This window comes from Clostridium sp., assembly GCF_050717515.1.
GTDB lineage: Bacteria > Bacillota > Clostridia > Clostridiales > Clostridiaceae > Clostridium_AD.
The window spans coordinates 21,980-35,366 of sequence record NZ_JBOITL010000007.1 but is presented as its reverse complement, the minus strand read 5'-3'; the positions used below and the strand labels follow the sequence as shown (position 1 = coordinate 35,366).

At 28.2% G+C, this 13,387-nt stretch carries 15 protein-coding genes; 11 read left to right on the top strand and 4 right to left on the bottom strand.

The genetic code is table 11. From position 1 onward, the window contains the following. Positions 1–77: 77 nt before the first annotated feature. On the bottom strand, positions 78–440 hold the full coding sequence (locus tag ACREV6_RS01670; protein WP_431576295.1) for a helix-turn-helix domain-containing protein: 363 nt from the start codon (positions 438–440) through the stop codon (positions 78–80). 689 nt (positions 441–1,129) lie between these two features. Here ACREV6_RS01670 and ACREV6_RS01665 point away from each other — a divergent pair. The 5 genes from ACREV6_RS01665 (at position 1,130) to ACREV6_RS01645 (ending at position 5,996) form a co-directional block, all read left to right on the top strand. Beyond that, positions 1,130–2,371 carry an Ig-like domain-containing protein gene (locus ACREV6_RS01665; protein ID WP_431576294.1) on the top strand — a complete coding sequence of 414 codons (1,242 nt, stop codon included), beginning with the start codon at positions 1,130–1,132 and terminating at the stop codon, positions 2,369–2,371. 511 nt (positions 2,372–2,882) lie between these two features. Beyond that, the gene (rseP, locus tag ACREV6_RS01660) at positions 2,883–3,884 is read left to right on the top strand and encodes an RIP metalloprotease RseP (RefSeq protein WP_431576476.1); all 1,002 of its coding nucleotides are present in this window, start codon (positions 2,883–2,885) and stop codon (positions 3,882–3,884) included. Positions 3,885–4,008: 124 nt separating this feature from the next. After that, a complete protein-coding gene (locus ACREV6_RS01655) occupies positions 4,009–4,305 on the top strand; it encodes a hypothetical protein (protein ID WP_431576293.1) in 297 nt (98 codons plus the stop codon). A gap of 196 nt (positions 4,306–4,501) precedes the next feature. Further along, the gene (locus ACREV6_RS01650; protein WP_431576292.1) at positions 4,502–5,389 is read left to right on the top strand and encodes a L,D-transpeptidase family protein; all 888 of its coding nucleotides are present in this window, start codon (positions 4,502–4,504) and stop codon (positions 5,387–5,389) included. A 349-nt stretch (positions 5,390–5,738) separates the two neighbouring features. Beyond that, positions 5,739–5,996 carry a hypothetical protein gene (locus tag ACREV6_RS01645; protein ID WP_431576291.1) on the top strand — a complete coding sequence of 86 codons (258 nt, stop codon included), beginning with the start codon at positions 5,739–5,741 and terminating at the stop codon, positions 5,994–5,996. Positions 5,997–6,224: 228 nt separating this feature from the next. Here ACREV6_RS01645 and ACREV6_RS01640 read toward each other — a convergent pair whose 3' ends face one another. Beyond that, on the bottom strand, positions 6,225–6,860 hold the full coding sequence (locus tag ACREV6_RS01640; protein ID WP_431576290.1) for a CatA-like O-acetyltransferase: 636 nt from the start codon (positions 6,858–6,860) through the stop codon (positions 6,225–6,227). 833 nt (positions 6,861–7,693) lie between these two features. Beyond that, positions 7,694–7,942, bottom strand: a complete 249-nt coding sequence (locus ACREV6_RS01635; protein WP_431576289.1) for a hypothetical protein — start codon at positions 7,940–7,942, stop codon at positions 7,694–7,696. Positions 7,943–8,160: 218 nt separating this feature from the next. Here ACREV6_RS01635 and ACREV6_RS01630 point away from each other — a divergent pair, with 218 nt between their 5' ends. Further along, entirely contained in the window at positions 8,161–8,589 is a 429-nt protein-coding gene (locus ACREV6_RS01630) for an effector binding domain-containing protein (RefSeq protein WP_431576288.1), read from the top strand. Between the two features lie 163 nt (positions 8,590–8,752). Here ACREV6_RS01630 and ACREV6_RS01625 read toward each other — a convergent pair whose 3' ends face one another. Continuing rightward, complete coding sequence (locus ACREV6_RS01625) at positions 8,753–9,613, bottom strand: hypothetical protein (RefSeq protein WP_431576287.1); 861 nt, start codon at positions 9,611–9,613, stop codon at positions 8,753–8,755. A 324-nt stretch (positions 9,614–9,937) separates the two neighbouring features. Between ACREV6_RS01625 and ACREV6_RS01620 the strand changes: the two genes are divergently transcribed. From ACREV6_RS01620 to ACREV6_RS01600, 5 genes are all read left to right on the top strand, one after another. Next, positions 9,938–10,714: a sugar phosphate isomerase/epimerase family protein gene (locus ACREV6_RS01620; RefSeq protein WP_431576286.1), complete on the top strand. Its 777-nt coding sequence runs from the start codon at positions 9,938–9,940 to the stop codon at positions 10,712–10,714. A gap of 72 nt (positions 10,715–10,786) precedes the next feature. After that, entirely contained in the window at positions 10,787–11,587 is an 801-nt protein-coding gene (locus ACREV6_RS01615) for a leucine-rich repeat domain-containing protein (RefSeq protein WP_431576285.1), read from the top strand. Positions 11,588–12,203: 616 nt separating this feature from the next. Beyond that, positions 12,204–12,413: a hypothetical protein gene (locus ACREV6_RS01610; RefSeq protein WP_431576284.1), complete on the top strand. Its 210-nt coding sequence runs from the start codon at positions 12,204–12,206 to the stop codon at positions 12,411–12,413. A 13-nt stretch (positions 12,414–12,426) separates the two neighbouring features. Further along, entirely contained in the window at positions 12,427–12,624 is a 198-nt protein-coding gene (locus ACREV6_RS01605; protein WP_431576283.1) for a hypothetical protein, read from the top strand. Positions 12,625–12,898: 274 nt separating this feature from the next. Further along, positions 12,899–13,372: a hypothetical protein gene (locus ACREV6_RS01600; RefSeq protein WP_431576282.1), complete on the top strand. Its 474-nt coding sequence runs from the start codon at positions 12,899–12,901 to the stop codon at positions 13,370–13,372. Positions 13,373–13,387: the final 15 nt, after the last annotated feature.

Genomic DNA, 13,387 nt, shown 5'->3' with positions numbered 1-13,387 from the left:
TAAATTTATTAAAGTATATTATTTTTTACTGAAAAATAAAGATTAAATGCAATTTTGTGAAACTATGTACTGCATAACTATTTATTATTAGATTCCCATTTAAAACCAGCTTTTTTTAAATTATCAAGTATTTCTAATACTTGTTCATGAGTAAGACCATCGGGGTAAACACTTTTATCTATTTCAACCTTGATATCATTATTTTCCACATCATCCTGTACTATTAATCCTAATCTATTATCTGTTCTGCCCAGGAGGTAATCTGTAGAGCATTGTAAATAATCAGCTATTTGTTTAACAAAATCAACTTTAGGTTCTCGTAAGCTATTTTCATAACGGCTTAAAGTTGCCTTTGTAGTTTTCAAATCTTCAGCCATTATTTCTAATGTAATCTGTTTTCTGTTTCTTTCAGTTTTTAATCGATCACCGAATGTTACCAAATGTATCACCTCCATAGTAAATATTATACAAGATATATAGAATATTGGAATAAAAGTTACCAATAATATAAAAATAATAAATAATTTATTGAGTTGTTACCATAATGATAATACAAGTAAGTTACCAAATGGATTAATCTTATTATTGTAGTATACAAGTTCTGTTTGATACTTGTTAATCGGAAATTAAATAGAAAAAGTAAACTAGGGAAAATTCAGTAAAATTATTTGCCGAAATATATGCAAAAGTACGTGTAAATAACAAATGTATGGTACAATTAATAATATATAACAAATTTAGATATTTCAAGCGTAAATTTATGACTAAATGTTGAATGAGGTGCAAACTCCTTTGCAACTTCGTCATCATCATTTGTATGCCTATAACTTTTGAGTAAAATCAAAGTTAATGCTTTTGCTTGCGAAAAAGTGTTTTGCTAATAAAAAAATAGGACAACTTGTAATTACAGTTATGAATGAATACTTTTATTCTTATGTTGCTTAACTGATTAATCATACTTATAACTTGCTCTTTTTTCTTTTTTTAGGATTGGGAATTATAATGCCAGAAGTCATTAATCTACCCTGAGATTTTTTAGATAAATTATTATAAATCAAAGGGTTAAAGCGAAGGTTGCTTCACTACTTTTGCCAGTCCCTAAATTTAATATGGGGTGGAATTATATACAATGAAAAAACAAATTAAAAACTTAGCTAGAATTTTTATTATTTGTGTTGTGTTTCAGAGCTTAAAATACAATACTGTTTTTGCTGAAGAAAACACTTTACTTAAAAAAAATGTAGAGATGGGTAGTTTAAAAATCACAAACAATGTAAATTATAATTTGAAGGAAGATGAAAAAAGTCCTAATGATCATAAAAATTTATCAAAAGATGTTATTGCCAACGTTAATACTGATTCAATCTTAGCAAGTGTATCTGTGGATAAGGCTTGGAAAATTAAATTTAATGATGAATTAGATATTAATAGTGTAAAGAATAATGTGAGAATTATGGACAAAGATACAAATGAAGGATTAAATATTAATATAGATTTTCAAGATAAGGATAAAACTTTGATTGTTTCTTGTAAATATTTACCGAACAAAATTTATACTTTAGTTATTGATAAAAATGTAAAGTCAAAAACAAATAATTATTTGAATCATAGAATTTCAAAAGATTTTACAACCAATAAAGCTATAGAACCAATAATAACACGTATAGACGATATTAATGTAACTATACAAGAAAAAGAGGAATTCAAGTTGCCGAGTACAGTAAATGCACTTATGAGTAATGGTACTTATAAACAAGTAAATGTTAATTGGTCTGATTGTCCTGAGAATATTGAGGTACCAGGGACATATGTTTTTTATGGAGATATTTCTGGATATGAAAAAAAAGTGCTGTTAAATTTAACAGTAAATCCAAATCCTATAGAAAAACCAAGTGATGATAATGATTTACAACCACGAGGCATTTTACATAAAAACTTATATAATTATCTTATGAAGGAAGAAAATAGACAATCAGTAATGAAAAGAGCTATCCAATTACATGATGGAGATTTGAGTAATAATTGTGTGTATTTTGCAAGCGAAGCGTTAAGAAGAGCAGGACTTAATAAATTACCTCAATATGTATGTAATACAGTACAACTTACAAATAATTTAAAAAATATGGGTTGGAGTATGGGCACAGATTTTTCTAAACTTCGTCCAGGAGATATATGTTTTACAAAAGCTTATGGTTACGGACCTACACACGCATACGTATTTATGAAATGGGTTAAACCAGGTAAATATGATTATGCATATATATGTGATAATCAAGGGTCTGAATATGATAATCAAATATATCATAAGAGAAATGTTAATTTTGCCACAAAAGCTAAAGATCCTACTACATATTTTATGTACAAGCGTTAATAGGTTGTTAAATATTTCTTAGTAATGCGAGATGATGTTGTCTTTGACTCTAGTTATGTTAGGTTCACAAATAAATATGTATAAAATAAAAGCAAGGGAAAATTCTCTTGCTTTTATTATTGGGCTCTGATTAAGAATGATGTTGAAATTTAATATAAAGTTAAAAGCTGGTTGTCCTATACGTTAATTTTATATTAAGATTGATTAAATAATTTAAGCATAAGGTTAGAGAAATCTAGCTTTAGGTTTTAGTTTTTACCTAAATTTACAGATATTGAAGGGAAAAGGTAGTTATGTGTGGAAATGAGTATAGTTATAAAAGTTGCATTGATTGAAAATATCATGCAACTAATATATATAATTGGAAGTTGGAGGAATAACACTTAATTGATGTGTGTGTACCGTAGTTAGTATTTTATAAAGATTTTTAAACCTTATACAAATAATAAAAATAGGGAGGGGAATTGGTATGAGTAGTATATTCACAAGTATTTTAGTAAATATACCATATATGATTATGGCTCTATTAGCATTTAGTCTTTTGATTATAATACATGAATTAGGTCATTTTACTATGTGTAAGCTAAATGGAGTAAAAGTATATGAATTTTCACTAGGAATGGGTCCGAAAATTTTTGGAATCAAGGGAAAAGAAACAGAGTATTTGATTAAAGCATTTCCAATTGGTGGCTATGTTAAGATGGAAGGCGAGGATTCAGTAAGTGATGATCCTAGAGCTTTCAACAATAAAACTCCATGGCAAAAACTAAGCATAGTTTCTGCTGGTGCAATTATGAATTTAATATTAGCAGTGGTTTTATTTGCTATTGTAGGTGCTGCAGAAGGATATATATTACCAATAATAGGGGGAGTAGACTCTAATAGTCCAGCCATGCATGCTGGACTAAAGGTGGGAGACAAAATTACTAAGGTTAATAAAGTTAATATAGATAAATGGGAGCAAGTTTTAAGTGAATTTTCTAACAATAAAGGCAAAAGTATGGATATTGAAATACTTAGAGATGCAAAAGTGAAAGAAATCTCTCTGACCCCTCTTAAAAATGTAAAAGAAAATAAATTCATGATAGGAATCGCTGGTTTGAAAAAGAAAATGAACTTTGGCGAAACTGTAAGTTATGGATTTAATCAAACTATTAACTCATCAAAACAAATTTTTACATTTTTCGGAGGCATATTTAAAGGGCAAGTTTCTGCAAATGATGTGGGAGGACCAATAAGCATATTACGAATTTCAGGAAAGGCAGCACAAGCTGGAATTACAAACTTAATATACCTAACTGCATTTATAAGTCTACAGTTAGGTATACTCAACATAATACCTTTCCCAGCTTTGGATGGCGGATGGATTTTTATGCTCTTATTTGAAATAATATCCGGTAAAAAATTAGATGAAAATAAAGTTGGAACTGTAAATTATATTGGATTTATATTTCTAATGATATTGATGGTGTTAGTAGTCATTAAGGATATAGTTAGTCCACTAAAATTCTAAGAGATGAAAAAAGGAATGGATGTATAGTTTTAACAGTATAGCCACAAAAAACCTTACTAACTACAGGTTTAAATGGTTACAGCTTTTTTATACGAATTTATACATGATAGGGGAGGTGATATTAATGAATTTAGTTACAGTAATGATTTTTTTATTATCCTATAGTATTTCATATGCTATATTACATGTTATTAGTTCTAAATTAAACATAAAAAAATGGTTTAGGCAAAATTACAAGAGAAAAATTATTGCAGTTATAATATCTTTCCTAATATATATAGTTGGCATTATACTTGGCGAAAAGTTTAATATTGTAGGTAATTACAATACTATACTAAAGGGGATTTTATATGCAACTGTTTTAAGTACTGTAGTTGGTGTAACGTCAAATGTATCGAAAAATAGAAAGGTAGATAAATAATATTATTAAAATGTGAAATCTATTTAACCAAGAATTAATCAATGCGAAAGTAGAAACAAGTTTGTTAGAGCTAATTAATGCATTAGGATATTTTGAAAATGTATTTTTTTTCAAGAAGGATAATAGAGAGTATTTAATTAACCTAGAAAAAAACTATAAAGTATGTCCAATAACAAACTAAGAGGGGTTGAATGCAGTGTCAAAATGTAAAATTAAATCGGTAATATCGCTAATCTTGCTTAGTGCTATGTTGGTAGCATGCGGAACCAAGGGCATATCTAATAAAGCGGCACCTAGTATAACAAACTCTAGTATAGTACAGCCTGTTGCATTAAAGGTAGCATACACAGTAATATCTCCACCAGATAAAAAAAATACAAAACGAATTATACCGTTGCAAGGAAAGTTAGCTCCAAAACCAAAAGAAGCAACAATAAAACCTACAATAAAACCTGTTTATTTAGCCAGTAGGTTACTAGCTTCCCTAAGTAAAAGTAAAAGTGACCAAGCTGTAGTAATAAAAGTTCCTTATTTAGCAAGTGAGCATGCGACAGCAGAGATATACTCAAAAGTAAATAAAGCATGGAAATTAGATTATTCATTCCCATGTGTAGTCGGTAGGAAAGGTGTAAGTGCTTACAGACATGAAGGAGATATGACAACACCAGAAGGCGTTTTTGGGTTTGTATATGAATTTGGAACTGCAGCAAATCCAGGAACAAAGATGCCATATAAGAGAACACAGTCGAATCATTATTGGTCAGCACTACAGACAGTAAAAGAATATAATACATTAGTATTAAAAAATCCGAAATATAGCTATGATACTGACATTTACGAAAATCTATCTAAGCAACCATTATATAAATATTCAGCAGTTGTAGATTTTAATTATGGCAAAGACAAAGTTTTAGGAAAAGGTTCAGGAATATTCCTTCACATAGCACCCAAGAGTGGTAGAGGGACAGCTGGTTGTATAGCATTAAAAGAAGCAAATCTAGTTACAGTATTAAAATGGCTTAACCCAGAATTAAATCCTAGAATTTGTATAGGAACATCAGCATACTTCTCAGCTTTAAAATAAACAAAACAGCAATGAACTTGTTTACTAAGCTCATAGCTGTTTTTGCTTCCAGCTTAGAATAAAAATTTACATTGCTTTTTATTAATTTCGTGTTTAATTAAGGGCAGGCATTTTTGGCTTCCCTTAAAAATTGTCATATTATCAACACTATTATTAAACATAGGTGCGACAAGAAGTTGCTAATTGGTAGTATTTCTCATGAAGCTACTTTAGCTACTAAGAGTAGCCTCACTTAAAACTGCACTTCGAGTAATTGGTTTGTAGATATTATTTAGTAATTGATAATAAATTTAGGGACCTTATCATATACATTTAAAAACACTATAGGATGGAGATGATAAGTCTGAGAATGGAATTAATAACAACGATAATAATTATAACTTTATTTATTACTAGTTTATCTGCTTTTATAAGGACTCAAAAACTGCGAAAAGTGGCATACCCTTTAATTATAATTTACCTTTTCGTAGTATTGCCTATTATATCAAAATTTATAGATAATAGAGGTCTTAGTAATAGCTTTGCAGTATTAAGTGCTGTTATTATTGTGGTATTTGTATATTGGGATTTAATAATAACCGACAAAGAAAAGAACTTATTGCATTAATAAACATAACTTTATCGCATTAAGTTACAATGATATTTTATAGGGGGTACGGCAACGATTTGTAAATCGTCGCAGTGCCCCTAACTGGACTAGCGCCAACGTTTCCCACAAAACTCATTTTAAGACATAAAATTGATAAATATCTTATAGTTCACCCACTCTTTCATACTATAAGAACATTTAGAATCAACTGAATAAAATCAAAATTATTTTTTGTAAAGTTAGATATTATAAATATGTTACAGGATTATCTAAAATTTCTTGGATTTTATTAAAGAAATACCCAACATGTACGCCATCTACCAGTGAGTGATGCACTTGAACAGATAGCGGTAGCTTTATCTTTCCATTTTCCTCAAAGTATTTACCCCATGCTATTATTGGGACACTACCAACAGGGTTCATTTGAATTGGGTGAGTTATACTAGTAAATGAAACCCATGGAATACTTGTAGTATATATTAAGTCATCACGATCTGGTTCATTTCCGATAATTATATTGTTTTTTGTTTTTTCTATTTCATTTGATGTATTAATCTTAAATTCTTTAAATTCCGCTATAAATTCAGCAGTACAAAAACTAAATATTTCATTTGGAGTCATTACTGTAAAAGAAGGACTGACCATTTCATGTTCAATTATTTTATCTTCTCTTATCCTATAACGAAATTCTTTTATGCTATTTGCTGTTTTTGTAACAACATATAACATGGATATAAAAAATGGATTTTCTTTTTCCTTAATAAATCTATAAAATTCAGTAATGTCAACATTCCCACATATATTAAAATGAGGGTAATCAAGTTGCTTAAAATAATTATAATGATTTTTTCTTTCCCAATTTTCCATGTCTATAAACTTCATCTGTAATCGCTCCCCCTAAAAAATTTTCTAAACTAAACTTGGTTATATCTTACAACTACAACCCAATTATTAGTATATCATTACAATAAATTTAATTCCAATTTTATAAATTATTGAAAAATTACTTTAAAGGTCTCATATTATCTATTAAATTGTAATTAGAGCTATCATTCTGACCCCATAACAGTCTTCGACAGTTTCTAACGAGCATGTTAATATAAGGCTATGTTAGACATAAATAGTGATATTGTATAAATTTTAGTAGGATGTGTTATAATAGGGCATAACGTACATAGATAAAAGTGGATAGATAAATTTAATGGAGTATCAACTAAATTTTTGGTGAATTATCTCCATTGGTTCAAGTGGTTACAATGTTTTAAAGATGATAAAGACATAACATAAAAATACAGCTTCGTATATATTCGGTAATAAATAGTATTTAAAAGGGGGGAGATATATGATATTTACATATGTAATAATAACAATAATCATTGCTATTGTAGCAATGGTAATATCTAATAAGAATAAGTAGTTGAGAGTTATATTTTAACTTATAGAAAGGTTAAAACAATTTTCATTAATTTAAAAAAGTACTGCAAAATATTAATAAGCCTACAATCCTTTGAAATACTATTTTTAAAGGATTTTTATTTTATTAAAAAAATTCTGGTGCATTAAAATATTCTTATGTAGTTCATCAATCATAAATTTACTATACTTTTAATAATTATGGAAAAGTTTTAAATTGGCTTGTCTATTTACGACAAGCCAATTTTATGTTCCATTACTACCTGTGCCCTATATATATATTAAGAAAATCCTGAATTGTTTTAAATAAAAAAAGTGTATAGAAATGCAATAACTGTTAGAAAGAAACCAACAAAGATTAGTAGTCTACTTTTTTTATCAAGAGTCTTATTAGATATAAACTTGCCATTTAGATAGCCCAAAGGACCTCCAAGTGCTAACATCTCTAACATTAGTTTATTATTTCGTATTTGCAATATGCTTAAAAATATAATACAAACATCAAATAATAATATTATTTTTATTTGATGTTTTGATATAATTGACTTCATAAAATTTATTCCCCCTTGAATCATTTTATAACAACCTTCAATTATGTCTTTATTTAATTACAAATAAAACAACTTACCACTTCTAGTCTTTCACGGGGGAAACGCGACAACAGCATATAATCTGCTGACTTGTGGATTTTTGTTTCAGGATTTTCATATCTACGCCGTTGACACAATCGGGCATCCCGGCAGTATTTAAAAAGGAGGTGTTTGAATACATGAGCTATTTTGAACCAATTCACCAGGTGTCGGAAAAACTTGGAGTGACAACACTTAAAAAAGTGTTGGATTGGGCAGAAGCAGAAAATTTAATGGGTACTGCCAGAATTTTTGGCTTCAACACAACTGCATATAGTCCAGGTTGTATAGAATATGGATGGGCAGCTTGTGTTACTGTGCCAGAACAAGTTGAGTTACCCGAATATCTTGAGGAAAAAAGATTACCACGCGGTTTATATGCATCATTAAACAGTACAAATGAAGTATATGATTCATGGCAAACATTAATGCGATTGTTAAAAGAAAGTAATGAATATGTTGTTGATGAAAGTCATATATGTCTGGAAGAACATATTCGTAGTGGTGAAGATAAGGGAATAGTAAATGATTTTTATTTGAATCTGCTGGAACCCATCAGTAAAAAATAATCTTTGGAAATTATTAGATGAATCACATGATAAAATAATGATAGGACAAATTGCATAACAGCCACAAAATAGTAGTCTTGTTTTTGATTTATATTTCATCAAAAATGTAGAATACTGTCTTGTGGCTGTAAATGTTATGATTTTTCGGGCACAATATGCGATTCTAGTTTAAAACTTCTAATCCTAGGTCTAGTATATTAGCAAATAATGATAATGTATTAGCATTTGGGATAACATTATTTTTAACATCTAATAATTTTCCAAGTCCGTACTCAGTATAAATGCTAACAGTAGGGAAATTAATTTCATCCAGGTTACAAATAACATCGGTTTCTTCTAATTTTATTTTAACTGTTTTATCAATAGGTTCTACTATGCTATAAAGTCTTGTACTATAGTTATAGCTTAGAACTTTTAAGGTATTACTTGTTAGTATCTCTTTAGTTTTAGTATTTATATCATACTTTGAAGTAACTGAAGAAATATTATTTATAACAAAATAATCAATATTTCTTTTGTAATTTACCCTATCTTTAAATTCTTTTAATCTTTCTAAATTTAAATTTATATCTACTGAAATTTCATCATTTTCTAAATTTCTAAAACTTTCCTTTATGTAAATTAATTCTTCTTTTCCCTCAAGTTCTCTAGCTAATATATTCATACAATTTTCATAAATATCTTCAAATGAACTAAATGGTAAGGCGTATTTTATATAATTTGAAATAAGGTAAATCTTGAATTTAGTAGATTTATTACTGATTTTAGATGAATAATTCACCTCAACTAATAACCTTTCATTTAATAGTTCTGTATCAAGTGTTATTTTCTCAATTCCTTTACTAAGTTCTACAGTGTAATTCTCATCAGTAGATAAGTTTTGTGTATGTTGATTTATTATATAAGTGCTTTTAAAGCCAGCTTCAGTAATTTTACCAATTCTTAATGAACTTTTCCTTGGTACTTTCTTTAAATTTATATATGGTCTATTTGTACATAGGTTGTTTTCAGATATTATTCTCATAATAAACTCCTTTAGTTCTAACAAGACTGTTAGTTTGATTTATTTTAATATATTATGTAAAAACAAATTTAACAATAAAACTTTTAAAAGACATAATTTAAAATCTTCCTGCGCAACTTATTTTACACCAAATACGCAATCTATGGAAGCAACAAGAAATTTAGCAACCAAAATTGGAAGCAAAACTTTATTTTAATTGTCAAATGATAGCAAATATATGGTAATATTAATCATATATAAGAAATTTTTATATTTCAATCGTAAATTTTTAATTACATCAAATAAAGTATTTTATATAACATTTATAAGATAGGAGTGAAAATAATGAGAAAAACATGTATATTTTCCTGGTTTGGGTATCCAATTGATATAAGTGAAAGGTTTAGACTGATTAAACAAGCAGGTTTTGATGGGGTACTTTTATGGTGGGGAGACGAAAATATTGATACTGATGGAGCAAAAGAAAAGCAACCAGAATTAGCATTAGAAAATGGGTTGATCATAGAGAATGTACATTTACCTTTTAGTGGTACAAATGATTTATGGCTTGATAATATAAATGGTGATGAATATGAAAATCTAATTATTACTAGTATTGAGCAGTGTGCGAATTTTCAAATACCAACAGTTGTTATGCATTTAACCAGAGGAAATAATCCGCCTCCAATTTGCAAAACTGGATTAAATAGAATAAGAAGAATTGTTGATATAGCTGAAAATCTAAATGTTAGTGTTGCTCTTGAAAATTTACGAAAACCAGAATACATGGATTATATTTTACAAGAAATATCATCAACAAAACTTGGATTTTGTTATGATAGTGGACATAATAATTGTTTTACACCAAAAAGAGATTTTTTAAAACACTATGGTGATAGGCTATTTGCACTGCATTTACATGATAATGATGGAATAGATGATTTGCATATGATACCTTTCGATGGCAATATTCAATGGAACAAAATTAAAAATGAATTGGATGATATATGTTATAAAGGAGCTATTTCCTTGGAGGTAGAACAAGGAAGATATGATAAATATAGAAATATGTCAGCAGAAGAATTTTTAAGAAGAGCGTTTATTTCAGCTACTAAACTTTAGATTGATATATTAAAACTATATTCATAGTATTAAAGAAATTATTACTAATACTAAGTGTTGTAAGGAGAAAATATGAATAAACTAAAATTACTTAGCCAAACATATATTAAAATTATTTTAATTATTGCTATCATTATAGGAGTTTTTTCAATATTTCAGTACAAAAAATATATGGATATTAATGTAATGACATTTGAAGATAAAAATTTTGAACGATTAGTGAGAAATACCATTAATAAACCTAAGGGACATATTTTAAAAAAGGACTTAGAAAACACAAAAAAATTATATGCTAATTTTGGGAGTCCACTTGCTAATTTAAATGCACATATAGATTTTAAAATCACTAATTTGGATGGTATACAATATTTTAAAAATCTAGAAACTGTATTATTATCTGGAAATAATATTAAGGATATATCACCATTAAGTAGTTTATCAAATTTAAAACATCTTGATATATCCTCAAATATAGAATTAACAGATATATCACCACTAAGCAATTTATCAAAGTTAGAGTATCTGGATATATCTTCAATGAAAGAATTAACAGATATAAGTCCATTAAGTAAATTAACTAAATTAGAGTATTTAGATGCTGTTGACAATAAGATTAAAGATGTAAGTCCGCTAGCTACTCTTCCCAATATAAAGACATTGGAATTATCAATTAATGAAATCGAAGATATAAGCAGTCTAAATAAATTATCTAGCTTAAAAAATTTGCATTTAGGGGCAAACAAAATAAAAGATGTAAGACCTTTGAGTAATATGACTGGATTAAAAGAATTATCTTTAGAAAAGAACCTTATAGATGATTTTAGTCCTTTAAATGGTTTGAAATCTGTAAAAATCACAAAACAACTTTTATAAAATTGAATATTTCTTATTTTACAATAATCGGGGTAGCCGACTTTTGAGCGAATACTCAAACTTTGAATATCAGCTTCATATTGCTAAAGGTATATAATTTTAATATGTCATGGTTAAACAGGGTATTTACATAATGTAAGTACCCTTTGTTATGAAATATGAGAAAAATGCGTCTTAACTATTGGAATGGAAAACACGAACAATGGTCTTCGGAAAATGAATAATGCGGAATTTAAAATAAAACAATTAACTATTATGGGAATATAGAAATGTAAACATATGTATAATATGCTATAATTTATATAGAGTTAGGCCGGAATTGTTATTTTTTCTGAAGGAAAGATTATTTATAATATAGAGAGGAAGGTGCATTATATTATTATTCAAAAATATAGCAATTGTATCTGGTTTACGTTTGGTTTTTGGTGTTTTAATGGGAATTTTAATTGATAGAAATAACTAAATAGCATAAGCATAATAGGTGGTTGTAGATAAGTAACAATTTTCATAAAGGGTTTACTATTCATGTCTTTAAGGGTATTAGGACCTTGTAAGAAAGAATGAATTAGTTATAACTATACGAAGGTTGTTTATATAACTGAAAGTTGAGGATGGTATGATGAAAAGGAAGGAAATAATTGAAATTTTAAAACAATTAAACCCTTTAATAATAGAAAATGATGGACCGACATCTATTTTTATTGACGGTAAAGATAGTAAAAAGGTAAATATATCTGATTTGTCAGTAGATAAGGATTTTATTATTGTTACAACGGGGAAATACCTGTTTAAGCGTAAATACCGAATTAACAGAAATGAACTATAAGTATTACCTGTACATGGAAGATAAAATTATAGCTGATTTGAAAGAAAGCTATGGGATAAATATTAATCAAATTACTCCGGTAACAGGTGGATTGCTGAATCATAAATGGAAGGTTTCAACAGAAAAAGGCGAACTATTGGTTAAACAATACAGCACTAAGCGGTTTCGCAGAGAAAGTATTGAGTTAATCGAGTCCAGTTTGCAGCGGTAGATTATCCTTGAAAAAAGCAGTGTTCCTTGTCCGTTTCTCTGGCAGTGCGGAAACCGTGTAATTCGTTGGCTGGATGGCAAAACAGCAAAAGTAATGGAGTAATTGTGCGTTATATATATATATACTTTAGCTTCCCATTATTCTTATTAATGAGAAGTCAAAAATGGTGTAGAACTTGATAGATGTAGGGCATATCAGCGATATCTGAAGACATTTCTCAGTTAAAGAGTTATGTCAAACTTGTAAAAAAATATGAAGAAAGTAGGTATATATTATGATATGTAAAGAGTGTTATAGCGATAATCCGAGGGTAACACCACTTTTAAAACCAGAGCTTTGTTTAGAAAAGCATACTCAATATATATGTTCAACGTGTGGAAGATGTATATGTATTGATAGAGATGATAAACGAGATGTTTATAGATGGAGTTTCCCATTTAAAACATTAGAAATTGCTAAATTATATTTGAGAACAGCAGAAGTAAGTTGCAAAGATATTTGTGGAATATATGAGATTAAAGGAAAGAATAATAGAATTTCTTATAAAATCTTTCATACCGAAGAAGATTTGGGAAAATATTTATCTAAGAACAAAGACAAGTCATGTAAGGATAAGAAATATGTCTATATATCTAAGCAATATGTTGAAAGTCCTAATGCTCAAATTCGTAAATTAAATAATGATGAAATAGAAATTTACATTAAGAGCAAAAGTAATTCGCAGAATAATAAATACACAATCTTCTAATATGTTGTTGCAATG

Excerpts from the sequence above, each read along its gene's own strand:
- ACREV6_RS01610 (WP_431576284.1), top strand. The coding sequence starts at position 12,204 with ATGATGAAAAGGAAGGAAATAATTGAAATTTTAAAACAATTAAACCCT.
- ACREV6_RS01665 (WP_431576294.1), top strand. The coding sequence starts at position 1,130 with ATGAAAAAACAAATTAAAAACTTAGCTAGAATTTTTATTATTTGTGTT.
- ACREV6_RS01615 (WP_431576285.1), top strand. The coding sequence starts at position 10,787 with ATGAATAAACTAAAATTACTTAGCCAAACATATATTAAAATTATTTTA.
- rseP (WP_431576476.1), top strand. The coding sequence starts at position 2,883 with ATGATTATGGCTCTATTAGCATTTAGTCTTTTGATTATAATACATGAA.
- ACREV6_RS01640 (WP_431576290.1), bottom strand. The coding sequence starts at position 6,860 with ATGAAGTTTATAGACATGGAAAATTGGGAAAGAAAAAATCATTATAAT.
- ACREV6_RS01620 (WP_431576286.1), top strand. The coding sequence starts at position 9,938 with ATGAGAAAAACATGTATATTTTCCTGGTTTGGGTATCCAATTGATATA.
- ACREV6_RS01625 (WP_431576287.1), bottom strand. The coding sequence starts at position 9,613 with ATGAGAATAATATCTGAAAACAACCTATGTACAAATAGACCATATATA.
- ACREV6_RS01605 (WP_431576283.1), top strand. The coding sequence starts at position 12,427 with ATGGAAGATAAAATTATAGCTGATTTGAAAGAAAGCTATGGGATAAAT.
- ACREV6_RS01645 (WP_431576291.1), top strand. The coding sequence starts at position 5,739 with ATGGAATTAATAACAACGATAATAATTATAACTTTATTTATTACTAGT.
- ACREV6_RS01600 (WP_431576282.1), top strand. The coding sequence starts at position 12,899 with ATGATATGTAAAGAGTGTTATAGCGATAATCCGAGGGTAACACCACTT.
- ACREV6_RS01655 (WP_431576293.1), top strand. The coding sequence starts at position 4,009 with ATGAATTTAGTTACAGTAATGATTTTTTTATTATCCTATAGTATTTCA.
- ACREV6_RS01635 (WP_431576289.1), bottom strand. The coding sequence starts at position 7,942 with ATGAAGTCAATTATATCAAAACATCAAATAAAAATAATATTATTATTT.
- ACREV6_RS01630 (WP_431576288.1), top strand. The coding sequence starts at position 8,161 with ATGAGCTATTTTGAACCAATTCACCAGGTGTCGGAAAAACTTGGAGTG.